This is a genomic window from Desulfovibrio cuneatus DSM 11391 (assembly GCF_000430005.1).
Classification (GTDB): Bacteria; Desulfobacterota; Desulfovibrionia; order Desulfovibrionales; family Desulfovibrionaceae; genus Frigididesulfovibrio; species Frigididesulfovibrio cuneatus.
In genome coordinates, this window is record NZ_AUCY01000046.1 from 1 (window position 1) to 21,976 (window position 21,976).

At 54.6% G+C, this 21,976-nt stretch carries 30 protein-coding genes and 1 other RNA gene; 30 read left to right on the plus strand and 1 reads right to left on the minus strand.

The genetic code is table 11. The features are described from left to right. Positions 1-826 precede the first annotated feature (826 nt). Both G497_RS19285 and G497_RS0111150 read left to right on the plus strand, forming a co-directional pair. Positions 827-1,945, plus strand: coding sequence for a YjgN family protein (locus G497_RS19285; RefSeq protein WP_027188197.1), 1,119 nt, complete (start codon positions 827-829; stop codon positions 1,943-1,945). Between the two features lie 69 nt (positions 1,946-2,014). After that, positions 2,015-3,280, plus strand: a complete 1,266-nt coding sequence (locus tag G497_RS0111150; RefSeq protein ID WP_027188198.1) for a M48 family metallopeptidase — start codon at positions 2,015-2,017, stop codon at positions 3,278-3,280. Between the two features lie 241 nt (positions 3,281-3,521). Here G497_RS0111150 and G497_RS0111155 read toward each other — a convergent pair whose 3' ends face one another. Beyond that, complete coding sequence (locus G497_RS0111155; RefSeq protein WP_027188199.1) at positions 3,522-4,244, minus strand: LexA family transcriptional regulator; 723 nt, start codon at positions 4,242-4,244, stop codon at positions 3,522-3,524. A gap of 277 nt (positions 4,245-4,521) precedes the next feature. Here G497_RS0111155 and G497_RS17905 point away from each other — a divergent pair, with 277 nt between their 5' ends. The 28 genes from G497_RS17905 to G497_RS19295 all read left to right on the plus strand — a co-directional run. Continuing rightward, positions 4,522-4,755 (plus strand): hypothetical protein, encoded by a 234-nt coding sequence (locus G497_RS17905; RefSeq protein WP_034637680.1) that lies wholly within the window; start codon positions 4,522-4,524, stop codon positions 4,753-4,755. Positions 4,756-4,767: 12 nt separating this feature from the next. Next, positions 4,768-5,217 (plus strand): hypothetical protein, encoded by a 450-nt coding sequence (locus G497_RS0111165; RefSeq protein WP_027188200.1) that lies wholly within the window; start codon positions 4,768-4,770, stop codon positions 5,215-5,217. Beyond that, positions 5,214-5,486 carry a LacI family DNA-binding transcriptional regulator gene (locus G497_RS0111170; protein ID WP_245576383.1) on the plus strand — a complete coding sequence of 91 codons (273 nt, stop codon included), beginning with the start codon at positions 5,214-5,216 and terminating at the stop codon, positions 5,484-5,486. The genes G497_RS0111165 and G497_RS0111170 overlap by 4 nt, the downstream gene beginning before the upstream one ends. A gap of 15 nt (positions 5,487-5,501) precedes the next feature. Beyond that, positions 5,502-7,724, plus strand: coding sequence for a Mu transposase C-terminal domain-containing protein (locus tag G497_RS0111175; protein WP_027188202.1), 2,223 nt, complete (start codon positions 5,502-5,504; stop codon positions 7,722-7,724). An 18-nt stretch (positions 7,725-7,742) separates the two neighbouring features. Further along, on the plus strand, positions 7,743-8,456 hold the full coding sequence (locus tag G497_RS0111180; RefSeq protein WP_027188203.1) for an AAA family ATPase: 714 nt from the start codon (positions 7,743-7,745) through the stop codon (positions 8,454-8,456). Continuing rightward, positions 8,456-9,082 carry a hypothetical protein gene (locus G497_RS17910; RefSeq protein ID WP_051258070.1) on the plus strand — a complete coding sequence of 209 codons (627 nt, stop codon included), beginning with the start codon at positions 8,456-8,458 and terminating at the stop codon, positions 9,080-9,082. The genes G497_RS0111180 and G497_RS17910 overlap by 1 nt, the downstream gene beginning before the upstream one ends. Positions 9,083-9,230: 148 nt before the next feature. Then, positions 9,231-9,413, plus strand: coding sequence for a hypothetical protein (locus tag G497_RS0111190; protein ID WP_027188204.1), 183 nt, complete (start codon positions 9,231-9,233; stop codon positions 9,411-9,413). Then, a complete protein-coding gene (locus G497_RS0111195; RefSeq protein ID WP_027188205.1) occupies positions 9,413-9,919 on the plus strand; it encodes a host-nuclease inhibitor Gam family protein in 507 nt (168 codons plus the stop codon). Before G497_RS0111190 ends, G497_RS0111195 begins: the two co-directional genes overlap by 1 nt. 2 nt (positions 9,920-9,921) lie before the next feature. Continuing rightward, on the plus strand, positions 9,922-10,152 hold the full coding sequence (locus G497_RS0111200; protein WP_027188206.1) for a hypothetical protein: 231 nt from the start codon (positions 9,922-9,924) through the stop codon (positions 10,150-10,152). After that, entirely contained in the window at positions 10,127-10,462 is a 336-nt protein-coding gene (locus G497_RS0111205; RefSeq protein WP_027188207.1) for a hypothetical protein, read from the plus strand. Before G497_RS0111200 ends, G497_RS0111205 begins: the two co-directional genes overlap by 26 nt. Positions 10,463-10,498: 36 nt before the next feature. After that, positions 10,499-10,783 carry an HU family DNA-binding protein gene (locus tag G497_RS0111210; protein ID WP_027188208.1) on the plus strand — a complete coding sequence of 95 codons (285 nt, stop codon included), beginning with the start codon at positions 10,499-10,501 and terminating at the stop codon, positions 10,781-10,783. 32 nt (positions 10,784-10,815) lie between these two features. Then, entirely contained in the window at positions 10,816-11,115 is a 300-nt protein-coding gene (locus tag G497_RS0111215; RefSeq protein WP_027188209.1) for a hypothetical protein, read from the plus strand. Further along, positions 11,115-11,189: hammerhead ribozyme type II (locus tag G497_RS19920), an RNA gene on the plus strand. Before G497_RS0111215 ends, G497_RS19920 begins: the two co-directional genes overlap by 1 nt. Before the next feature lie 235 nt (positions 11,190-11,424). Then, positions 11,425-12,129, plus strand: a complete 705-nt coding sequence (locus G497_RS0111220) for a hypothetical protein (protein ID WP_027188210.1) — start codon at positions 11,425-11,427, stop codon at positions 12,127-12,129. A gap of 7 nt (positions 12,130-12,136) precedes the next feature. After that, a complete protein-coding gene (locus tag G497_RS0111225; RefSeq protein ID WP_027188211.1) occupies positions 12,137-12,580 on the plus strand; it encodes an immunoglobulin domain-containing protein in 444 nt (147 codons plus the stop codon). Then, positions 12,567-13,055: a phage protein GemA/Gp16 family protein gene (locus G497_RS19290; RefSeq protein WP_051258071.1), complete on the plus strand. Its 489-nt coding sequence runs from the start codon at positions 12,567-12,569 to the stop codon at positions 13,053-13,055. Before G497_RS0111225 ends, G497_RS19290 begins: the two co-directional genes overlap by 14 nt. Continuing rightward, positions 13,052-13,405 carry a hypothetical protein gene (locus G497_RS0111235; RefSeq protein ID WP_027188212.1) on the plus strand — a complete coding sequence of 118 codons (354 nt, stop codon included), beginning with the start codon at positions 13,052-13,054 and terminating at the stop codon, positions 13,403-13,405. The genes G497_RS19290 and G497_RS0111235 overlap by 4 nt, the downstream gene beginning before the upstream one ends. Next, the gene (locus G497_RS0111240; RefSeq protein WP_027188213.1) at positions 13,402-13,860 is read left to right on the plus strand and encodes a helix-turn-helix domain-containing protein; all 459 of its coding nucleotides are present in this window, start codon (positions 13,402-13,404) and stop codon (positions 13,858-13,860) included. The genes G497_RS0111235 and G497_RS0111240 overlap by 4 nt, the downstream gene beginning before the upstream one ends. A 252-nt stretch (positions 13,861-14,112) precedes the next feature. Then, a complete protein-coding gene (locus G497_RS0111245; protein ID WP_034637691.1) occupies positions 14,113-14,487 on the plus strand; it encodes a putative holin in 375 nt (124 codons plus the stop codon). Between the two features lies 1 nt (position 14,488). Continuing rightward, a complete protein-coding gene (locus tag G497_RS0111250; RefSeq protein WP_245576384.1) occupies positions 14,489-15,259 on the plus strand; it encodes a transglycosylase SLT domain-containing protein in 771 nt (256 codons plus the stop codon). Then, positions 15,252-15,851 carry a hypothetical protein gene (locus G497_RS0111255; protein WP_156908067.1) on the plus strand — a complete coding sequence of 200 codons (600 nt, stop codon included), beginning with the start codon at positions 15,252-15,254 and terminating at the stop codon, positions 15,849-15,851. Before G497_RS0111250 ends, G497_RS0111255 begins: the two co-directional genes overlap by 8 nt. After that, entirely contained in the window at positions 15,848-16,339 is a 492-nt protein-coding gene (locus G497_RS0111260) for a hypothetical protein (protein WP_027188217.1), read from the plus strand. The genes G497_RS0111255 and G497_RS0111260 overlap by 4 nt, the downstream gene beginning before the upstream one ends. Before the next feature lie 9 nt (positions 16,340-16,348). Beyond that, positions 16,349-16,591 (plus strand): hypothetical protein, encoded by a 243-nt coding sequence (locus tag G497_RS0111265; RefSeq protein ID WP_027188218.1) that lies wholly within the window; start codon positions 16,349-16,351, stop codon positions 16,589-16,591. A 185-nt stretch (positions 16,592-16,776) separates the two neighbouring features. Continuing rightward, positions 16,777-17,379 carry a hypothetical protein gene (locus G497_RS0111270; RefSeq protein ID WP_027188219.1) on the plus strand — a complete coding sequence of 201 codons (603 nt, stop codon included), beginning with the start codon at positions 16,777-16,779 and terminating at the stop codon, positions 17,377-17,379. After that, a complete protein-coding gene (locus G497_RS17920; RefSeq protein ID WP_084516247.1) occupies positions 17,376-19,073 on the plus strand; it encodes a terminase large subunit domain-containing protein in 1,698 nt (565 codons plus the stop codon). The genes G497_RS0111270 and G497_RS17920 overlap by 4 nt, the downstream gene beginning before the upstream one ends. 1 nt (position 19,074) lies before the next feature. Next, complete coding sequence (locus G497_RS17925; protein WP_034637684.1) at positions 19,075-20,646, plus strand: phage portal protein family protein; 1,572 nt, start codon at positions 19,075-19,077, stop codon at positions 20,644-20,646. Between the two features lie 4 nt (positions 20,647-20,650). Continuing rightward, a complete protein-coding gene (locus G497_RS17930; RefSeq protein ID WP_051258072.1) occupies positions 20,651-21,133 on the plus strand; it encodes a phage head morphogenesis protein in 483 nt (160 codons plus the stop codon). Between the two features lie 54 nt (positions 21,134-21,187). After that, positions 21,188-21,976: hypothetical protein (locus tag G497_RS19295; protein WP_156908069.1), on the plus strand; the 789-nt coding region annotated here is incomplete at its 3' end.

Genomic DNA, 21,976 nt, shown 5'->3' on the forward strand with positions numbered 1-21,976 from the left:
AATAATAGTGATTTCGGAAGAGCCCGCAGTTTTTTCTTTCTGTGTTGTTGCCATGGTATTCTCCATATATGTATTAGGGGCATCAGGCCAATGCCAACGCACTGATTTGACGACCACTATCTAGCTACATTTGTATATGAATAATAGTACAGATAGGAAATAAGGCAAGCAAAAAAACATCACACGTTGCATTCTTTTTGTGTTTTGCCATGGCACCAGCTTAAAGAGTACGGGCAGGCCATACACCTTCTTGAATTCATTCTTTTTCAGGAAGAACGCCTTGCAAACCCGCAATGGCAAGCGCGGTTGCACAGCCCTGCCTTACCCAGTGGGCTTTTCTATTTTTCAGACAGTGAAGCACCTGACAAAGCCTGACATTCAAAAGGGCAAGAATTGGGCAATTTTTGGACATAACTCAGGCAACCCCGGCAGCAAAGCGGTATCCACGGCTGCTCTGCCTTACTTTTTGCAACAAATTCACCCCTATTCCAAGGCCTTACACAGCATCCAGGACATGGGCCTTTTCAATATTTTTTCGTTCTGTACAAACACCCGGCGCATGGTATATACGCTTTGCTTTGTATTATACAAGACTATGGCAAAATAGTCTTTAAGCGGCTTCCCACAGAGAAGACGTTCCAAAAAGTGCGAATAAGGGAAATTTATGTTCCCGTAAAATGAGTATTTTTTGTGACTTAGGCCATGTTTCGGCCTGCTTGAGCAGAGCGAAACATGATGGGAAAAGCACGCAAAACGCAGTTTTGCAATGGTCTCTAAATGTTACTATATACGCCACATAACCACCAAGCGCGTAAAGGAAGCCTCCATGACCAGCGTTCACGAACCAGTTCCCGCTTCACAGCCCCAGCCAGCCAGCCCCGCACCCGTAGAAAACTGGCAGCAGTTCCTCACCTTTCACGGCAACGGCAAGGAACTGTTCATTATTTTCCTGAAAAACTTTTTCCTGAGCATACTCACCTTGGGCATTTATTCTTTCTGGGGCAGGGTGCGCACCCGTAAATTTTTGTGGGCCAACACCCGCTTGTGGGGGGAACCCTTTGAATACACTGGCACAGGGCGCGAACTGTTTGTGAGCTTCCTTATTGTCATGGTTTTTTTCATTATAGGGTCTATTGGCTTCTCCCTGTTGCAGCTCATGCTTCCCCCGGTGGGTTCCATCATTCTGTCCTTTTGCATCATGCTCGGGCTGTTCTACCTTATGCAGTTTGCCACCTACCGCGCCTTGCGCTACCGCCTTAGCCGCACAAAATGGCGCGGCATACGCGGCAACCTTGGGGGCAAAGCCAACCACTATGCATGCCGGGCATTGCTCTATACCCCTGTTATCATATGCAGCCTGGGGCTGCTTGCCCCTTGGGTTATCAGCCGCATGGTGGGCTACATTGTGAATAACGTCCATTTTGGCAACCATGCCATGCAGTTTTCCGGCAAAGCCAAAGGCCTGTATAAAATTTTCATCATTAACATTGCTGTACTCATTGGCCTGAGCGCACTTGCTTTTGGGGCGTTTTCTTCTTTCCTGCCTTCTTTCAATACAAGCCATGAGTTCCCCTCAACAGGCGGACTGCTCATGATGTTCTCCCCCTTCCTTGCCGTTTTGTTGGCCTATTTCTTGTTCAGCAGCTTTTTGCATGCGGCCCTTACCCGCTGGTTTTTCCACGGTCTTGCCTTCCGCGAGGTGCACATGCGTTCCACCCTTGAAGGCAGTACCCTGCTGCACACCCGCCTGTACAACCTGCTTCTGGTTATTTGCACTGTGGGGCTGGGCTACGCCTGGGCCTATGTACGCACCCTGCGCGTAACCATGAACAGCACGCAAAGCTGCGGCGACCCGCAACTGGCAAGCCTGCTGCAAGACACTCTGCCAGCCCCCAAACGGGGTGAAGGCCTGCTGGAAGCGCTGGACCTGGACCTTTCCCTGTAACTACCAGAGCAATGCCCTGTTGCCGTGCATTATGCATTGGCAACAGGGCATTTTTCCCCCAAGGTACATATGGAACAAGGCATTGTTGCCACCTGGCATGACGGCAAAAGCGCACAGGCACACACGGTGCTGGTGCGCCTGTGCCCGCAAGGTCAGGTGCTTTCTTTTTACCCCCTTGCCCCGGCGGAAGATGCGCAGCCCGGCCAGCCCCCCGTGCACATTCCCACTACCCCCTGCATACAGTGGAACCTCAAGGACGTGGTGCTTGTTTCCGCCACTGCCAATGAACTGCCTGTGCGCTGTGCCCTGAAGGAAGACACGGGCCAGCGCCTCGTTATTCACCAGCCGGAAGCCGCTGCCGCATTCCTGTCGTGGCACAAGCCGGAAAAAACAAAACACCAGCGCCGCAGGGTGCAACGCTGGATGGCTGCCACCCTTGGCTTATGGGCACTGGGCGTATTTTTGTACCTTGGCTCGCCCTTGCTTACGCAAATGATTGTGGCTGTTATTCCTGCCTCGTGGGAGCAGCGCTTGGGGGAGTCGGCGTTACAGCAGTTCCTTGCGGTGCACGCCCTGGTAGATAACAGCAAAAAATATGTTGTTAACCCCCCGGCCCTGCAACCCTTGGTGCAGCGCCTTGCCGCAGCCAATAACAACCAGGGCTATACCTATACCATTACGGTACTGCATTCCCCCACGGTGAATGCCCTGGCCCTGCCGGGTGGGCAACTGCTTGTTTTTTCCGGCCTTATTCAAGACGCCAAAACCCCGGAAGAGCTGGCAGGCGTGCTGGCCCATGAAATGGCACATGTCACCCAGCGCCATGGCATGAACGCCTACATTCGGGCCATTCTCTGGAACACGTTCCTCCAGCTTATGGGCTCACCGGATGCCGTAAGCAGCAACCTGGGGGGCATTGCCGTAACCATGATGCACAGCCGCTACAGCCAAAGCGCGGAACGCGAATCAGACCTGCTGGCAATAGAGCGCCTGCACAACGCCCATATCCACACCCAGGGACTGGAAACATTCTTTACCCGGCATAAGGAAAAGGAAGAAGGCGAAACACCCACTGTGCTGCAAAAAATGCTGGTGTTCCTAGGTTCCCACCCGCCGCTTACCGACCGCATTCAGTATTTGCATAACGCCACACAAGGCCTGAATACCCAAAACACCACCCCGGCCCTGACAGAGGGGGAATGGCAGGAATTGCGGAATGTGTTTGCTGTGAAAGCAGAGGGGAAGCAGAAAATTGGGGAAGGGGAGAATAACCAGCCAAAGGCGGAAAAGGAAAACATCCCCCCCCCCCTGCTACGGAACCACAGCAGAGTATAGGGGCACAAGATAGCTGAGAACCATTGCTATGCCTAAACCGAGCAGGACGGATGTAGGTCTAATGCAGGACTGGTGCGGCTTTTCCGTGGGCCAGGCGCGTCTAAGTCAGGTAAATTTTGAGTTGAGAATGGAGTGCGTTTTTAGCGGCTGATTTGCAATATAGTTGAGAACGAACAGAAAAGCCCGGAGTGTTATTTTTAACACATTCCGGGCTTGTTTTTTAGGGATTGCAGGCAGCAGCTTACGCTTCGCGGCACCACCAGATAACGCGGCCAATTATGTGCACAGAGTCTTCCAGGTCACCATTGGTATCGACCTCTATGGGAGAATATAGGGTATTGTAGCTTGTAAGAATGATTTTTCCAGGCATCGCATTCGCCTGTTTCAAGTAGACCATATCTTCCACTGCCACAGCATAAACAGAATTAGGCTGCAAGCGTTTATCGCTTTGGTCTATCAGAACTAAATCCTTATCCTTAATTTCCGGTTCCATACTATCGCCAGCCACACGCATAAGCACCATCTTGCCTGGTTGTCCCTTGCGGCGGAGCCAGTCCGTTCTGAATGCGTAACGCTCATCAGAAGCGCCACCACATTCAAAGCTTCCGCCCCCTGCTGAAAGCACCGCTTTTGCCAACGGCACCAGTGTATATTCACACTCTTGGCATTCAACCACTTGCAAGGCTGGGCCAGGCACTACCCTCTCCATGTTCAGAGGACTTGCTAGGAGTGGCGTTGGCAAGCCTTTCCCAGGGGGACCCAATTCATCTCCCCAAAAAAGCCAGTCAATAGAAAAACCTGTTTTTTCAGCAACTTGAAAAAACCATGAGTGGGGTATTTGTCCTCGTTTCTTCGCACCTGAAACAGAACCTTGGCTTATATCCATAACTTGAGAAAAAGCTGTATCACTATCCACTTTTAGTGCTTGCTTTAATCTTTCAAGCTGTTGCTCGTAATCTTGCATGTTGCACCTCGTTAACCTGCAAGCAAGCCTGCAAGTTAAAGCTTTTGGTAAGCACTAAATATATTTAGTGAAAGTGTATTTCACAAAATACAGTACATGCAAAAGCTTTTTGTGTTGACAGCAAGCATAATTTATGAAAAAAGAAGCTTGCATGCGGTTATAGTTTTACGTTGAAACCTAACTTAACCCGTCATGCACAATTGGGTCAATCCCGTTGGCACTCCTAATTTTGGACGGCAGCGGCAAGAACACAACTTAAAATGGACGGAGGCACTTCATGCCAACAACTATAGACCTGACACCGACCTGGGGCGAATGGGGCAACGTGTTTTTTGTCCTTGCTGCTTCTGGAGACGAAAAAACTATTCACCCACTGCGCCGTGACCTTGCCTATGCCCTTTCTGCCGCAGAAGCTTTGAAGTCTATTAGCAATACTCTGACAATTGACCAGAGAAATCAAATGGATGCCACCTTACGGGTGGAAATGCAAAAGCAAGGCTTTACCATTTAATAGGTGTTTGCCATGTCCCAGCGCCAAGCTTCCCTTTTCGACCTTTCCCCAATGGAAAACATTGTGGGCCTTGCCGGGCTTATGCCTGCCATTCGGGCTGCAATGAACAGGGTGGCGGGTGAGGACCTGGAAGGCCGCAAGATGCTTGTTACCCGCATCAACGACGTTGCCCGGCGTGAAGGCATCAGCCTGACTTCTGGTGGTGGCAAGGCAATCACCTATGACATTCTGAACAAATGGCTTCAGCCGGGCGACAAGGGCCATGAGCCTTCGTTTATGAGCATTCTTTGCTTTTGCCTTGCTACGCAGGATGCAAGCCCATTGCAACCAGTATTCAAAGTGTTGGGGCTTGAAGTAATCCACAAAAATGAACGTTGGTTCCTGGATATTGGCCGAGCTTGCGAGGCAGAACGAGAAGCCAAGGAAAAGATAAAAGCCTTACGGGCGAGGAAACACATATGAATGAGGAGCGAATGACACCCAGCCAATTAAAAGAACTTGGCTACAAGCGGGGCCAATACCGCCACCGCATTTTGGAAGCCCTGGACAAAAACGGCCACAACCTTTCCTCCATTGCCCGTCTTATTGGGTGTTCCCAGGCCAACGTATCCAGGGTGGTGAATGGGAAAGGCCACAGCAAAGTGGTGTTGGCAAAATTGCGTGAAATGGGCGTGCCAGAAAAATATCTTTTTGACCCACACAAAAAAGAGCCGCTGGAACAAGCAGCGTAACGGTAATGGTGCATTATGATTGCGGTGAAAGAAGTATATACAGCACAAGAACTCGCGGCTTTAAGTGGCATAACCCGCCAGGGCATCGACTATCGTGTAAAGAACGAACAATGGCCTCGTGAGCCCCGTAAAGGGCGCGGCGGTGGCTTCTGTTACCCTTACGCCACCCTGCCGCAAGACATGCAAATTGCCATCCGCACAGCCGAGGAACGCAATGCCCTTGCCGCCTGCGAAGGCTTCATGGCCCCGGCAGCGCTGGCGCAAAATGCCCAGGTTAATGCCCTTGGCAACGCTCTGCTCACCGACCAGCGCCGCTACAAGGCTCTGGCAAAGGCCGATATCGTCCAGTTGTACATTACATGGCAGCGCAAATACGGCTTCACAACCAAGCAGAAATCAGCATTTGTTGAAGCCTACCTCGGTGGTGTCTGGCCAAAACTGTTGCAGGAATTTGGCCCCCAGCTTTCATGGAAAAGCCTTGAGCGCTGGAAAAATCAGCAGGCAGAAGCCGGAACGGTACTTGCCCTGGCAGACAAGCGTGGCCTTGCCCTGAAGGGGCGTACCACCCTTACAGAACAGCACAGAATCATCATACTGGGGCATGTGTTGAACCCCAACGCTCCAAAAATTGCCCAAGCCGCCCGCAGAATACAGGAACGTTGCAAAAATGAAGGCTTGTATGTGCCATCAGACGCCACCATCCGGCGCTTTGTGCAGGCTTACACCCAGGAATGCTTTGACGAATGGACCCTGTGGCGGGAAGGCAAAAAAGCCTGGAATGACAAGTGTGCCATTTCCCTGTTGCGCGACTGGAACCTTGTGGAAGTGGGCGACATTGTTATTGCCGACGGCCATACCCTGAACTTTGAAACTCTGGACCCGGAAACAGGCAAGCCCAAGCGCATGACGCTACTGCTGTTCTATGATGGCGCAAGCAACTGCCCCTTGGGCTGGGAAATCATGCGCACAGAAAATGTGGCCTGCATTTCCGCCGCCTTCCGCCGGGCCTGCATCGTCCTGGGGAAGATACCGCGCATCATTTACATCGACAACGGCAAGGCGTTCCGGGCCAAGTTTTTTGAAGGCATTCCAGACTTGCAGCAAGCAGGAATTCTAGGGTTGTACGCAAGCCTTGGGTGCGAAGTCATCCACGCCTGGCCATACCACGGGCAATCAAAGCCCATTGAGCGCTTCTTTGGCACCTTCCACGACATGGAAGTGTTTGTGCCCTCCTACACAGGCAACAGCATTGACGCAAAACCAGCCCGCATGAAGCGGGGGGAACTGCTGCACCGCAAACTGTATGAAAAAATGGGAGGCCGTCCGCTAACCCTTGAGGAAACCCACACCGCCATTGCCCAGTGGTTTTGTGAATACGCAAGCCGCCCTCAGTTCCGCACACACCTTGCCGGGCGCACTCCGGCAGAAGCGTTCCGGGCTGGCGTTGGCCCCGGCATTGACGTTTCCCGCCTCACGCTCATGATGATGGCCAAAACCATTAAAACCATCAACAAAGACGGCATTCGCCACCAGGGCAAACTGTTCTGGCATGAAGCCTTGGCCTCTCGCCGCCACGCCGTTGTGGTGCGTTACGATGAACAACTCTCCCCGCACACAATTCTTGTGTATACGCAAGATGGGGAATTCATTTGCGAAGCACGGGACCGTGAGTACTACAAAATTGCTTCTGGCCTGCACCCTGCCGCCCGCATCCTCGGCACCGCAGAACAACAGCAAACCCTTGCCGATGCCATTGACCTGAAACGCGGCCAGGAAAAGCTCGCCGGTGCCAACATGAAAACCATGCTGGAATCTGTTGTGAAGCCCGAAATGGCACTGCGCCAAGCCGCCCTTGCGGCTTCAACAGACACCGCCCCAGTACAGCCGGAAAAGCGTTTGTCCCTTGCAGTGCAGAAACAGCAACCCGCCATGAGTGAAGCGGAAATAGCCGTAATAGAAGCGGCAAAGGCACAAGCCCGTGCCATTTTTGACACAAATTTAGCGCAAGAAAACGAGTATACACCCGCAGCCTTTAAGCGCTTTAAAGATGAACTGGAAAAATACGACTACCTTTTCCGTATTGCCCATGAAAGCAACATTCCCTTGGTGGCCCAGGACGCTGCATGGATGCAGCACTTTGAAGGCACCCAGGAATACCAGCGCAACTACAAGCGGCGCTATGACCAACTTTTGGAACTGTATGCCTTCCGCACCCGGCAGGCAGCCATTGCATCATAAATTTTTTCAGGAGGCACAATGAGAGATACCATTATTGATACAGCCGCCACCATGCGCTTTGACGGAGCAGTAGATGAAGTGCTCGAAAGTGGCACGTCTTCCTCCGGCTTCATTCTGGCATATGGCCAGGCAGGCCGGGGCAAAAGCGTGGCAGCGGACCGTAACTACTGCGCCAGGGGTGGTGCCTATGTACGGGTGTGGACTGGCTGGTCGCAAACAGCCTTCATGCAGCGCTTGTTATTTGAAGTGAGCGGCACCAATGGCGACATGCCCCGTTACCGGGCCAACACCTGCAAGGAAATGGTGGTCAGCCTGCTGAAAAAGAAGCGGCAAACCGTGTTTGTAGATGAAGCAGACCGCCTTGATATCGACCGCATAGAAGACTTGCGAGACATTTTGGACGTAACCCGCGCCCCTGTGGTGCTTATTGGGGAAGAAGGACTTCTGGCAAAACTGGCACAGCGTCGCCGCATTTGGAGCCGGGTGGTGCATGAAGTGGAGTTCGGCCCCATCAGCGCCTCTGAAGTATCCGTGTTTGCCATGCAGGCCGCTGGCCTGGATATTCCCGCCAAACTGTGCGGCAGCATTGCCACCAAGGCAGAAGGCGACTTCCGCCTTGTGCGGAACATGCTCATTTTGGTTGAAAAGGCAGCCAAGGCCAAGGGGAGCATCGTTGTGGATGCTGCCATGCTGGAAACAGCCCTTGCCGCCCATTCCTGGAGGCGCGGGTAATGGCCACCACTCCTGAAATAACCAAAGAGGCCATACGTAGCGCCGCCAAAAACATTGGCAGCGAGGGAAAAGAGTTTGCCTACCCCCTGCTGTATGAAGTGTGCGGCGTGAGTGAGGCTTCCGATGTGGTGAAGGCCACTGTGCGCACCCGCATCAATGAAATGGTGCAGGCAAAGGAGCTCACCCGCGTTCGCGATGGCGTGTTTACTTACAACAGCAAGTACCGCCTGCGGGGAGAAAGTCCCTTCCGGCAACGGGTATGGCGGTTCATCCGCTCGCAAAAGCCCGGCTGGACATTCAAGGACGCAAGCCTGCTCACTGGCGTTTCCTACACCCATATCCTGCGGTACTGCACCTGGCTGGAACAGGAAGGCTACATTGCACATGCTGGTAAGCAAGGCCAGGTGAACACCTACATGGCCACAGACCTTGCAGACAAAACACCGGAAATGCCCCAGCCACCCACCAAGGACCACCAGCCCTTTGAACGTGAATGCCGGGCAGCCGGAAAAATTGTGAACCTGATGCTGTACGGCAACCCGTACCAGCCAAAAACAGCCCAAGAAATTGTGGAAGCCGCCAAAGTGCTGCTTGCCCGTTTTGAACCCGCTATCCCCACACAATAACTGTGGAAACGCGCAGTTATTTCGTTTGGCAAGGCACAAGCTTTTTTTGAAGCAGGAGTGGACTCTTCCGTCCTCGACTGTTTCAAAAAAAGCGTAGTAACGACGCCAAACGGAATAAATCAGCGTTTCCTTGAGAATGGAGCCTTGTATGTACAGCACCCGCATAAAAGACATTTGCAGCGCATTGGATGACCTGCATGGCAACGTAAACCCCACTGGCCTGGAACTGCTTCAGCAGGCCCAGCGCAACCTGAAGTCGCTGGAAGAAGAACTTGTTGCCATGGAACACACCCTGCCCATGGGCGGGGCAGAAGAAGAGAAGGCAGCATAATGGCAAAAAAGAAACTTGTTGCAACCAGCATTGACAGTACCGAGCAGGCAGAAGGCGTGCTTGCGGAAATTGCCGCCATAGACCGCAAGCTTACCCAGGTGGAAGTGACCATGCAGGAAGAAATAGCGGCAGCCAAACAAAAGGCCGCTGAAAGCAAACTTGCATTTGAAAAACGCCGGAAAGCACTGGCTGATGCCGTGAAAAAATACGCCACCATGAACAAGCCTGTGCTGTTTGAAAAGCACAAAAGCATCCAGCTTGCCTTTGGCTCTTTCGGCTTCCAGGCTTCCAGCGGAGTGCAACAAATGAACGGTGTATCGGCTGAAGAAACCATTGAACACATCAAAAAGTTCAAGTTTCCCGAAGGCATACGCATTGTGGAAGAACTGGACAAAGAGGCCGTTGCCAAATGGCCCGACGAGCGCCTTGCCCTTGTGGGCCTGCGCCGTGTGGATAAAGACACCTTCTGGCTCAAAGTGAACCAGGAAAAACTTTCTGCGGTGTAGCCATGACGCCGGAACAGGCAGTGCGCCTGCTTGCCCTTGGCAGCCGCATGCGGCGCTGGCAGCGCAAGTGCATTGCTACCAATAGTTTTACCGACATGCGCAAGCGCCAGAAAGCGGAAGACCAGTTTGATGCAATGCTCCAGGAGTGTGAAGGCACACTTCCCCAGTGCACCCTATTTCCCACCAGTAACAGCAAAGGAGAAAACCATGAAAAGCATTCAGGAAGAAGCTAATGCCATGTTGCAGAGCATGATTGAAAACGGTGGCAAACTGGAGGGGGAAAAAGGTGCGGCCATGAGCCATGCCTTAACCCGCATTCTACCTGCTGATGGTTTTGTGCTGATGATTGTGACGAACCAAGGGGACAGAGTGCGTGGTGTTGGCTTATGCGCGGGAGAACTGGACCCAGGAGTTACCATGAAGGCACTACTGAATGTTTTGGCAGACGTAACCAAAAAAATTGGCATTGAAACTGTGATTGAAACGGGCGCATGTAACTGCCCAAAATGCCAAGCTGAACGGCAAAAAGAAACTGTGCATTAACCGTATCAACCCAAGAAACAATCCAAGGAGAACTCCATGACACAGGCAGATTTTATCCAAGAAGTACAGGCCCAGCTTGGCCCAGATACCAAAGTATCCAAAAATGTCATTAAAGAGGTGCTGGACGCTGCCGCCAAAGCCCGTCTGGCCCTTTTAAGCGCAGGCGAGGGCGTGCTGCTTGACGGCCTAGGGAGTTTGAAAATTGTGGAACGCGCAGCGCGTACCGGGCGCAACCCACGTACGGGGGTGACAATAAATATTCCCGCAAAGAAAGCCGTTACGTTTTCCCCCTCTACCGCAGTAAAAAATGCTGTGAATTAACCTGTAACCATTGAACCATAAAAGGAGCCACCATGAGCGAAGACATGAGCCAGGAAATGAGCCAGAAAGATGATTTTTTCGGCAATATGCTTGGCGAACTCCAGTACGCCGAGGAAAAGCACGGAACATACCCGAAAGATGTAATACACGGCTGCGCTATCCTGAATGAAGAAGCGGGCAAGTTAACTCAAGCTTGTATTGATTACACATACGGGCATATCCCACGGGCAGAGGCCTACGCCAATATGGAACAGTACGCACTGCGCGTGGGCGCTATGGCTCATCGCTTTTACAGCGGTATGCCTTCTGCTCCACATAGCAACGATAAATAATGCGAAACCGCCCTCCGCATGGGTGGGGGGTGGTCTGCCGGGGTTGCCGTCCGGTACTGATGAGCCAGGCATATGTAAAGTCTGTGTCCAGGATGCAAAAAACTCACCCTCCGCAGCAGTGCGGCAATTCCTGGGATGCGGCATGGTGCCGGGGTAGACCAGACTTTTCCACAAATTTGCTACCGCGCCCGTGTAGGCCCCGGCGACGGCCACATAGCCGGGGCAAGGTGTAACGGCGACCTTTGTCACACCTCACAAAGCCCCGCGCCGCAGGGGGATATCTGCGGCAGAAATTACAAGGATATTGCTATGGGCACACACTCTAAGGGCACAGAACAAATTGAGGCATTGCAACAACAGCAACAGTTCCGCGTCACACGCAAGCGCAAGTGCGCCACCTGTGGCAAGCCCACAACTGATTTCCGCTGTGAAGCCTGCTGGAACAAACTGCGCGGGATGGGCCAAAATGGCGAAGTCCGTAAACAAAAGCCCATGACCAACAAGATGCAAGCAGACCCGTGGAAGCCCCTAACAGCTCTGCCAGTTGCCTTTGTGCCAGATAGGCAAGCCGAGTTTTTTGCCAAGCAAGAAGCCAAACAAAAGGAAACAGCCATGAATACCCCACCTGAAAGACAACGCACCTACACCATGAAAGAACTAGCCGCCCTGGCCGGGGTACGGGTGCAGGATGTATACGATGCAAAACGTAACCAGCACAAAGCCTTGCTTGCTACCACCAGTAGCAGGGCCAGGGTTGTGGCCTGCATGCAGGAACACGGCATTAGCTGGGAACAAGTAACAATGCGCACGGCTGTGGCCAGCGCCGCCACCACGGAAACTGCCCCGGCAACCAACGTTGATAACGACTTGACCAAACTGCCAACTGAGGAAGAATTGCAAGAGTTTCGGGGCATAGCGCCTGCCCCCCAAGAGCAGGGCATGGCCCTGGAAGATATTATTGGTGAACTGCGGCGCAGGCTGCCCGGTGCCACTGTTACCATTAGCCTGCAATAAGTTTCCCATGACCGATAACCGCAAATTCTCCGGCTCTGTCAGCATCCGGCTGGGCACGCAGCGCGTGAAGCTGGAACTCTCCCCGGCCCCTCTGCACGGCGGGGAAGAAGGCTTGTTCCGCGTCCGCGTCGGTCGGCGCTGGCACGACGCCCTTGAAGGTGAGCCCCTATTCTTTCACCGCGCAAGCCTGGCAGAACTCATTGGCCACTTTTTGGGCGAAGCCGCATTTCCCCCATTGCCGGAAGCACCGGACCTGCCACGCAACACCCGTGTAACAGTCAATTTTTGGCATAATGGGCAGCCGGAACAGGAAGGAGTGTGGACAGCCACCCCGCCCATCCGCGCCCTGGACGGGAAGTTTTATGTGGGGGTCATGACGTATGCTGCCGGGTTTATCTTTGTACCTGTAAACGATGTAACCATTGTGGATAAACGCCATGCAAAACGATAAACGCCCACTGTACGCAAAAATTGCCATTGCCCGCAACCAACTGCCGGAAATGAGCGACGACACCTATTTTTATTCCTGGCTTACGGACAATTTCAGCACGCCAGAGGCACCTATAACCTCCCGCAAGCAACTCTCCTTCACGCAACTGGTGCGTGCGGTAGACCTTTTGGGCAGGCTTGGGGCCACCTACACCACAAAAATCGTCCAAAAACACCGCCCCCATGCCCGGCCAGACTGGATAGAAATTCCAGCAGATACCCCCCACGCCGCCATGAAGCGCCAAATTTGTGCCATCTGGCGGGGGCTTGGCTATTCCTTGGAATCGCTGGAAACGCGCTGCAAGCGCCAATGCAAACAGCCAAGCATTTTGTGGGTGCATGATGAACAGCACCTTAAAGCCCTGCTCACCGACCTGCAAAAACGGGAACGGGCCGCCAACAGCAAAAAACAGGCGGCAAATGGCGAGGCTGTGTGAATGATATTGCTTCTCTCCGGGCCGCTATTCTTACCCGGCACCCAAGCGTGTATGCCTTTTGTAAGGCCAATGCAGGCAAAATCAGCAAATCCATTGTGGTGCTGCTGCTTGCGGGTAAATACCCCGGCAATGTAGAGCGCCAAACAGCAAAACTGTGGGGCATTGTGCATGGGCTCCCCGGCACCATTGCCCATGCAGCAGATGCCAAAACCATTGCCGCCACCCTTGAAGCCGTGGCCTGCCGCATGTGCGGGGTAAAACGGAAAAAGAAAAAGCAGTGCCGCCAGTGCCAGGCCGTGTTTCGCGCCCAGGCAGCGGTTCTTGCAGGAATACAGGAGGAAGGGGAATGAGTAAGACACTGGAAATAGTCGACTTGCTGGATAAAGGCTTTCGCCCGTACAGCGGGCACGTGCCAGAAGCGTTTTATAAAGAACGCCGGTGCCACGACCCCAAAAAAGCAGAATGGTTCTTTCGCCCCTGGTCGGAAGAACACAAAATGTCACGCTTTCTGTGCCTTGGCTGCCGTAAACGGTGCGTTGCAGTCGACCCCCTCGGCTTTCAAATCCTGCTTCCCGTTAAACCCACCCGGCCCGGCTCTGTCGTGTTTGCCCCCATGCATGCCATTACTGTGGAAGAACTCTTGCGCATAAAATCTGTGCTGCGGCTTGATGAAGCCGCCTGGGCCCTGAATGTATCCCGTACCACCGTTTCCAACATGGTGGAAGAAGGCACCCTTGATGTGGTGCCGGGGGTGCCCATCCGCGTTACGTCCGCCAGTGTGCAGCGCAATTTACAGCCAGTTTAGGGAAACGCTGATTTTTCCGTTTGGCGGCGTTACTCCCATTTTTTGCAGCGGGGCAGGACCGAAGAGTCCAGCGCCCGCCACAAAAAAAGCTCGTGCCTTGCCAAACAAAAAACTGAGCATTTCCCCCAAATAATACCTTAACAACACCCTCCTTTTTTCCCCATATTCCCCGCCGCGAGTTCGATTTCGCGGCGTTTTTTTGTTTAGATGGTGGAAACCACAACCACGGGTGCCATGCACCCAAAGGACACCATGAACATCGTAAAAAAACTCCGCACCTTGCTGTTCCATGCCCGCTATCAGTTCTACCTGCTCATTGTGCTGGCTATGCTCCTGCATGCCCTCATTTGGTACATCAGCCCCCAGCAAGGGCCAGTGGTGCTGTACAAGGCAGGGCTGGCCATGCTTGCGGCCATCATGGGCTTTGGGCTGGATTTCATCCTGTTTCCGTACTCCCGGCCTGACTCCTACCTGTGCGACGACTGGAAAAATGACCCCGACGCCTGCAACTACAATGGTGCCGACTATCCCATTGCCAAAGGGTATGCAAGCGCGTTCAACACAGCCACCCTGCGCCGGGCCATCATCATTGTGGGGTTTGTGTTGGGCATTTCGTTGGGGTTATAAAATGGGATTGTATTGCCATAAGAAATTTATCCTTACCCGGCGCTGGTCATTGTGGCTTGTAGGCCCGGAAGAACGTGTCAGCTTGCCCCGCCGCATAGGGCGTGATGTGGGCTGCTTTGTGGCAGAAATGGCCTTTGAAGTTGCCAAATTTCTGGCCATTGCTGTGTTTGTCTTTTTGTTCCTCACCCAATGCACTGCTATCAAGGCTTCTGCTGCCACCACCATCCCCAGGGGGGCGGAACAATACCGGGCCTTGCTCATCCGCACGGCCCACGCCACCTGGGGGCTGGAAGCGCCCATTGCCGTGTTTGCAGCACAAGTGCACACGGAAAGCCGCTGGAACACCAACGCCCAAAGCCCGGTGGGGGCCGTGGGGCTGGCGCAATTCATGCCAGCCACCGCCAAGTGGATGCCACAAGTAGACCCGGCCCTGGCCGGACCTGCCCCCACCAACCCAGGGTGGGCTCTACGCGGCCTGGCTTCCTACAACCTGTGGCTGTGGCAGCGCGTGCAGGGAGAAAACGACTTCGAACGCATGGCCTTTGTCCTTTCGGCTTATAACGGCGGATTAGGCTGGGTGCAGCGCGACAAAACCCTTGCCAAGCAAAAAGGGCTGAACCCCAAACGCTGGTTCACCAGTGTGGAAACAGTCAATGCCGGGCGCAGCAAGGCCAGCTTTACGGAAAACAGAAATTACCCACGCCTTATTCTGCAAGAACGGCAGCATGCCTACGTGCAGGCTGGATGGGGCCGGGGGGTGCCGCGTGAGTAACTTAGCCAAAATAGGCGTTATTACACTTGCCCTGGGGGCGGTGCTTTACGGCGCGTATGGCCTTGGCTACGGGCAGGCGGAAGCTAAAGGCCTTGCCGCCCTGCGCCTTGTCCAGGTGGAACGCGAAGAAGAACGGCGGGCTGCTGCCGAAGCGTATGGCAAAGCCCTGGCAGATACCCTTAGCCGCTACCAACAAGAAGTTGCAACGGCGCAGCAGGCAGCCCAAACCTTGAGTGCCAAAAACAATGCCCTGGAAACCCAGGCCCAAACCCTGCGGAGGGATATAAAAAATGCTACGGCTGGCAGTGTGCATGTGTTTAGTGCTGAGTTTGTGCGGTTGTGGAACGGCTTCATCGGGGCGGCTAGCCCCACCCCCCGTGCCGTGCCCGCCCCCGGTGGTGCCGGGGGTGCTGCTGGAGGCGGAACCGCAGGTGCTGCCTCTGGTGCCGGGTTTCCGGGGGTAGGCCAACCGGCATCCGTAACAGAAGAAGATGTGCTGGAATTTATGGCGTATTACGGCAGCCGTTGCCAACGCTTGGAAAGTAAAGAACGGGCCTGGCAGACGCTGGCCAAAGGGTGGGCCACAAAATGATTGAACATACACCGGAAATTATTGGCGCACTTGAAGCCATCGTGAAGTTTATCGACAAGTTGGGCGTGCCCGGCCTGGTCCTGCTCCTGTTCCTTGGCCCGGCCCTTATTGTGGTGGCCCTGTTTGCGCTGGACTTTTTGCGCCAGCGCCATGCCAAAGAAGAAGCTGAAGCCCGCCGCAAGGAAACCCAGGAACAAGCAGAAACTCACCGCAAGGAAGTACAGGAACAACTGGCAGAACTGAAACGGCTGGAAGAACGGCACCGTGAAGACATGGATAAGGTGCTGTATGACCTGTACGCAAAACATGCAGAAGTCACGCAATACTACAAAGACAACGTGGAACTGGTGAAAACAACCCAGCGCCTGGCCATTGATATGCGCGACATCATTACCAACAACACCCGCGCAGTGGAAAGCCTTAGAGGTGCAGTACAAGGCAACTTTTTTTGCCCTGCTGCGCGTGAAGCAGCCACCGGTAAAAAATAGGAGGACACTATGAGCGAACGCATACAAAACCTTGGCCTGCGGACTGAACTGCGCCAAACCGCCCAGCGCCTGGGGGTGGAAGTAGAGGCCCTGCGGGACCAACTGCGCGGCCTGCTGCCCACCCATGAAGAACCCGACACCTTGAACGGCGAAACCATTCTCAACACTGCCATAGCCTTGCAGGGCCGTCTTGCTGAACTGCAAGGCTATACTCGTAAAATAGCTATTCTGAACCGCGAACTGGGCGATTAGCCTAATTTCACTGCATACAACTAGGGAAGTATTAACTCAATGACTATTTGGAAACGCTCAGTTTTTCGTTTGGCAAGGCACGAGCTTTTTTTGTGGCGGGTGCTGGACTCTTCGGTCCTGCCCCGCTTCAAAAAAAGTGAGAAACGCCGCCAAACGGAATAAATCAGCGTTTCCTAGGAGCAACCATGGGCTGGGAACACGAAGCCGAAACCATCTGGCAAGCGCAGGAACTCTACTGCGTAGACCGCCTCTCCTTTGCCCGTGTAGCGGAACTCACCGGCGTGGCTGCCAGCACCCTCAAGCGCTGGTCGGAAACGTACCGCTGGCGAGAAAAACGGGAAGAAATCGCCCAGGCCGAAGCCGACATCCGCGCCAATAAAGTGCTGGCACGTAGCAAAACTGTGAAGGCCCTGCTGGATACACCCCGTGCCGACCTGGCCTTTGCTGTTTCCGCATTAGAAACCCTGGCCATGAAGGAAGCGGAAGCCGCCCGGCAAGGGGCCACCATGCAAGCGCAAGCCGCCACTGCTTCCATGCCCATAAACACCCCGGCAGAAGCCATTGCCGCCTTGCGTAGCGGCGTGGAACAAAAGCTGGCCATGTTGCTCACAAGGCCGGAAAACATAGACCTGCGCGGCGTGCAGGAAGTGCAAAAATGCCTTGCCCTTATTGCAGACATGGAAAGCAAGCTCCCCGTTGAAGCAACTGCCCCGGCTGAAAGCAAAGGCATAACGGCTGAAATGCACAAAATGATTGAAGACGTCCTTTCCGGCAAGGTGGAAATATGACGGCCCCTGCTGCCCTCAATGGCCCTGCTGCTTTGGGTGCTTTGGGCCACTGGCTGGCCTTGCTCTGCCTCTACCAGGTAGCCTGGCTGCGCGACCACAGCCCCGTAAAGGTGTGGGAAAAAAGCCGCCGTATTGGCGCAAGCTGGGTGGAAGCTTTGTACACCGTGCTGGCCGCCGCCAAAAAAAAGAGCGAAGGCGGGCAAAGCACCTACTACCTGTCGTATAACAAAGACATGACTCGCCAGTTTATCAAAGACTGCGCCTGGTGGGCCAAGGTGCTTGGCTTTGTGTGCGGTAATATAGAAGAAATAGCCCAAACCACTATCATTAATGACATTGAAAAAGATGTCACCATTTTTCGCATTACCTTTGCCAGCGGCAACGTGGTGGAAGGCCTTCCCTCTGAAGCACGCTCCCTGCGTTCCAAGCAAGGCAGGGTTGTGCTGGACGAAGCCGCCTTTGTGGACGACTTGCAGGAACTGCAAAAAGCCGCCATGGCCTTGCTCATGTGGGGTGGGCAGGTAGTTATACTTTCCACCCATAATGGGGAAGAAAACCCCTTCAACGAACTGCTGGCTGAAATCCGCGCCGGAAAATTACCCTACAGCCTGCATAGAACCGACCTTGACGAAGCCCTGGCCGGTGGCCTGTATAAAGCCATTTGCCGGAAAAAAGGCGATCCCTGGACGCCGGAAAAGCAAACCGCCTGGCGCGAATCCACCATTGCCGAATACGCCGCCGGTGCAGATGAAGAACTGTTCTGCATTCCTTCCCGCTCTGGCGGGGCATGGCTTACCGGGGCACTTATTGAAAGTTGCATGCCCCAACATGATACCGAGGAAACCATGCCCCCCGCCTTGCTGGAATGGTCGCCGGAAATTGCCCGCGCCGCCCTTGCCGGGTGGATGGAAGATATAGGCCCCGGTGCCGCGCTGGAACTGTACGCAACAGACGCCCAGGGCGTGGCCACGCCTTCAGGCGAAGCCCCCGTGCCCCTTTCCCTTATTGCAGACTGGCTACGCACCCGTGAGTTTGTCGATATTCCCGTGCCTGTGGCAGCAGGCCTGGTGCAGGTGTGGTGTGAACGCCACCTGGCCCCGGTGCTGGCTACCCTGCACCCGCTTGAACGCCACTACATTGGGGAAGACTTTGCCCGCCGCACCGACCTTACCGTTATCACCCTTGCGGCCCAGCAGGAAAATTTGCACAAACCCACCCGCCTCATGCTGGAACTGCGCAACACGCCGTTCAGGGTGCAGGAACAGTTTCTTGCCTACATCGGGCACAATGCCCCGCGCCTTTCCGGCCTGGCCCTGGATGCTGGCGGCAACGGCATGGCCCTTGCGGAATTTGCCCGCCAAACATGGGGGGAAAGCATGGTGAAAGAAGTCCTGCTTTCTGAAGGCTGGTACCGGGAAAACATGCCCAGGGTAAAAAGCAACCTGGAAGACCGCACCACTACCTTGCCCAAAAGCGCCAATATTAAAGACGACTTTCGCGCCGTGCGCCTGGTGCGCGGGGTGCCGCGTGTGCCGCCCCAGCGCACCGGGGAAAAAGGCAAGGCCCGCCACGGCGACTCCGTTGTTTCCTTCGCCCTGGCCCTGTTTGCTGAAGCTGTTATTGAAGTGGAAGAAGCATTTGAAGTGCTCACCGGAGCACCTTCGCACCTAAAAACGCTATTTAAAGGGTACTAATATGCAAGGCCTGTGGCTTTCCAACAACACGTTCCATGAATTTGCCGCCCCCCAAAGCCAGGAACTGCTGGGGGAACTTGCCGTGCGCGGCGGGGCCATTGTGGGCCATTGGCTTGGCCTGTTGCCAGACCCGGACCCCGTGCTGCAAAAAAGCGGGGAAAGTGCCACCGTGCTGGAAGCCCTGGCAGCAGATTACAAGGTGCTGGCCTCCACCCAAACCCGCAAGCTCAAAACCCTGTGCCGGGGCAACTATAAATTTGCTCCCGGTACCGCGCCGGGGGCACAACCAACGCCGGAAGCTATTGCCCTGTGCAATGCCCTTACAAGCGATTTAGAACGTATCGACCTGTACAACCTTATTGCCGAAGTGCTGGACGCCCCCTATTACGGGCAAACCGTGGCAGAACTGTTCTGGGGGCAGGAACCGAGCCGCCTGCGCCTTTTAGGCATTGTGCCCAAACCGCGTGAATGGTTCCGCTACGACACAAACAACCGCCTGCGCTATGTGGGGGAAGATGGCTACGGCCTTGCCATGGGTGCAGACGCCGTGGCCATGGCAGGGGCCGGAACATTGCCCCCGTTTGGCAAAATCATCACCGCCCGGCACTTTCCCACTTACAAAAACCCCTATGGCCTGCGTCTGTATTCGCGCTGTCTGTTCCCTGTGGCCTTTAAAAAAGGCGGCATCGAGTTCATGATGCGCTTTGCGGAAAAGTGGGGCATGCCCTGGGTGGTGGGCACAGCAGGCCCCAAGGCCAGCCCGCAGGAACTGCGGGAAATGCACAATTCCTTGGTGGGCATGGTTTCCGACGCCGTGGCCACAGTGCGCGGTGGTGGCAAGGTAGAGCTGGTGCAGGCTTCCGGCCAGGCAGGCGACTTGCACCTTTCCATTGTACGCCATTGGGATGATGCCATTGCCCAAGTCATTGCCGGGCAAACCCTTACCAGCACCGTGGGGGAAAGTGGCTCCTACGCCGCTTCCAAAACCCATGCCGGAATACTGGAAGATTATGCCGATGCCGACGCCACCCTGGTCAAAATCTTCTTTGATGAACTAGCCTGGGTGTACGGGCAAATCAATGCCCGTGGTGTGCTTACCCCGGTGTTTACCTTTGAAGACCCGGAAGACCAGCAAGGCCGGGCTGAACTTGGCAAAAAACTGCATGAAACAGGCGTGCGCTTTACCCCTGTGTATTTTGAACGCCGCTTTGGCCTTGCGCCAGATGAATTTGCTGTGGAAGCAGACAAAACCCCGCAGCCCGGCACCTTTGCCGCCCCGGCTGGGAACACAACAAACCAGCCCCGGTTCACCCCTGGCCAGCAAAGTATTGAAACCCTTGTGGCAGAACTCTTGCCCAAAGGCATTGCCACTGCTGATGCAATGGCCCACACCATTCTCAATCTTGTTGCAAAGGCAGAAACGCCGGAAGAACTGGAACAACTGCTGGCAGCGGCCCTTGCCCCAGCCCAAAAAGGCGGCCTGGATACAGCAGACCTCAATACTGTATTAGAAACCGCCTTGTTTGCAGCCGATATGACAGGCCGCTTTAGCGCCAGAGAGAATGTGGAATAACCCCATGGAAATCACCGCCACCTCATTACCGCCCAAGGAGGCCATAGACTTTTGGGAAACCAAGGTGCCCATGGGTCGCAAGGAATACGACGCCCTGGCAGATGAGGCCCGCAGTCGGGCCTTTTTTGTGGGGGGCCTTGCCAAGGGCGATATGCTCCAGGCGGTGAAAGATTCCCTGCGCAAGGCCCTGCAAGAGGGCACCAGCTTTGCCCAGTGGAAAAAAGACGTCGGCCCTGTGCTGGAAGCGGCAGGCTGGCCCGGCAACCCCCAGCGGCTGGAAACCATCTTCCGTACCAACATGCAAAGCGCGTACATGGCAGGGCGCTATGCCCAGCAGAAAAGAACAGTGGCCCTGCGCCCCTACTGGCAAATGAGCGGCGTAAACGACAGCCGCACCCGCCCCAGCCACGCCGCCCTGCACGAGGTGGTGTACCCGGCAGACCATGAATTTTGGGACACTTACTACCCGCCCAATGGCTTCCGCTGACGCTGCACCGTAAAAAGCCTGTCCGGGCGACAGGTTGAGCAACAAGGCATTGAAGTGCAGCACGGTGAGGTTGACCACCTGCGTGAGCACCCGAACTTTGGCCTGGTCAACACAAAGCCAGATTACGGGTTTGACCGCAACGTGGGCAAAGACTGGTGGGCAGGCGTGCGCGACTTGCCAAGTGCAGAGCGCCACCCGGAAGCCTTTGCCGAAGCGGCCAAACACCCCCCGGTGGGGGCGGGCCGCCCACCCAAGGTAACCAGCTATGCCGCCCTGGGGAAAGAACTGGAAGCCCGGTGCGGGGCCTTTATGGCCCATGGCAAACCCGTGCGTGTTACCTATGATACAGAAGATTATTTCATGGCCACCCATTGCGATGGCCGCATCATGCTTTCCACCCACTTCCACCAAACCCCCAAAGGGGGGTTTAATGCCGCAGCAGAACTAAGAAATGGCTGGAACGCCCTGGCTAGCGGCAAGCAGCTTACTTTTAAACAGGAATACGCCTTTGAAAGCCTGTGGCATGAAATTTTGCACAACAGGCAAGTATTGGGCCGGAATATGAAAAAATTCAGCGTACCCCATGTGGTTATGGAAACCATTAACCAGTGGACATCACGCCGCACCTACCATGAACTGCTACGCAGCCTGGGGGCAACCCCCAGCCACCAGGCCGACATTTTGAAAAACGGCTTAGCCTATGGCCTGTGGGTGCGCAACTTCGACTCCCTGCTGGCCCACCTTGGCCTGCACGATGCCAACATGCTTAAAGCCATACGCCAAATGCATGAAACAAAACCGTGGCATTCCTACCCGGAACATCTTAGCGCTATGCTGCGCAAA

Coding starts and splice junctions, on each gene's coding strand:
- G497_RS19285 (WP_027188197.1), top strand. CDS start 827: ATGACCAGCGTTCACGAACCAGTTCCCGCTTCACAGCCCCAGCCAGCC.
- G497_RS0111150 (WP_027188198.1), top strand. CDS start 2,015: ATGGAACAAGGCATTGTTGCCACCTGGCATGACGGCAAAAGCGCACAG.
- G497_RS0111155 (WP_027188199.1), bottom strand. CDS start 4,244: ATGCAAGATTACGAGCAACAGCTTGAAAGATTAAAGCAAGCACTAAAA.
- G497_RS17905 (WP_034637680.1), top strand. CDS start 4,522: ATGCCAACAACTATAGACCTGACACCGACCTGGGGCGAATGGGGCAAC.
- G497_RS0111165 (WP_027188200.1), top strand. CDS start 4,768: ATGTCCCAGCGCCAAGCTTCCCTTTTCGACCTTTCCCCAATGGAAAAC.
- G497_RS0111170 (WP_245576383.1), top strand. CDS start 5,214: ATGAATGAGGAGCGAATGACACCCAGCCAATTAAAAGAACTTGGCTAC.
- G497_RS0111175 (WP_027188202.1), top strand. CDS start 5,502: ATGATTGCGGTGAAAGAAGTATATACAGCACAAGAACTCGCGGCTTTA.
- G497_RS0111180 (WP_027188203.1), top strand. CDS start 7,743: ATGAGAGATACCATTATTGATACAGCCGCCACCATGCGCTTTGACGGA.
- G497_RS17910 (WP_051258070.1), top strand. CDS start 8,456: ATGGCCACCACTCCTGAAATAACCAAAGAGGCCATACGTAGCGCCGCC.
- G497_RS0111190 (WP_027188204.1), top strand. CDS start 9,231: ATGTACAGCACCCGCATAAAAGACATTTGCAGCGCATTGGATGACCTG.
- G497_RS0111195 (WP_027188205.1), top strand. CDS start 9,413: ATGGCAAAAAAGAAACTTGTTGCAACCAGCATTGACAGTACCGAGCAG.
- G497_RS0111200 (WP_027188206.1), top strand. CDS start 9,922: ATGACGCCGGAACAGGCAGTGCGCCTGCTTGCCCTTGGCAGCCGCATG.
- G497_RS0111205 (WP_027188207.1), top strand. CDS start 10,127: ATGAAAAGCATTCAGGAAGAAGCTAATGCCATGTTGCAGAGCATGATT.
- G497_RS0111210 (WP_027188208.1), top strand. CDS start 10,499: ATGACACAGGCAGATTTTATCCAAGAAGTACAGGCCCAGCTTGGCCCA.
- G497_RS0111215 (WP_027188209.1), top strand. CDS start 10,816: ATGAGCGAAGACATGAGCCAGGAAATGAGCCAGAAAGATGATTTTTTC.
- G497_RS0111220 (WP_027188210.1), top strand. CDS start 11,425: ATGGGCACACACTCTAAGGGCACAGAACAAATTGAGGCATTGCAACAA.
- G497_RS0111225 (WP_027188211.1), top strand. CDS start 12,137: ATGACCGATAACCGCAAATTCTCCGGCTCTGTCAGCATCCGGCTGGGC.
- G497_RS19290 (WP_051258071.1), top strand. CDS start 12,567: ATGCAAAACGATAAACGCCCACTGTACGCAAAAATTGCCATTGCCCGC.
- G497_RS0111240 (WP_027188213.1), top strand. CDS start 13,402: ATGAGTAAGACACTGGAAATAGTCGACTTGCTGGATAAAGGCTTTCGC.
- G497_RS0111245 (WP_034637691.1), top strand. CDS start 14,113: ATGAACATCGTAAAAAAACTCCGCACCTTGCTGTTCCATGCCCGCTAT.
- G497_RS0111250 (WP_245576384.1), top strand. CDS start 14,489: ATGGGATTGTATTGCCATAAGAAATTTATCCTTACCCGGCGCTGGTCA.
- G497_RS0111260 (WP_027188217.1), top strand. CDS start 15,848: ATGATTGAACATACACCGGAAATTATTGGCGCACTTGAAGCCATCGTG.
- G497_RS0111265 (WP_027188218.1), top strand. CDS start 16,349: ATGAGCGAACGCATACAAAACCTTGGCCTGCGGACTGAACTGCGCCAA.
- G497_RS0111270 (WP_027188219.1), top strand. CDS start 16,777: ATGGGCTGGGAACACGAAGCCGAAACCATCTGGCAAGCGCAGGAACTC.
- G497_RS17920 (WP_084516247.1), top strand. CDS start 17,376: ATGACGGCCCCTGCTGCCCTCAATGGCCCTGCTGCTTTGGGTGCTTTG.
- G497_RS17925 (WP_034637684.1), top strand. CDS start 19,075: ATGCAAGGCCTGTGGCTTTCCAACAACACGTTCCATGAATTTGCCGCC.
- G497_RS17930 (WP_051258072.1), top strand. CDS start 20,651: ATGGAAATCACCGCCACCTCATTACCGCCCAAGGAGGCCATAGACTTT.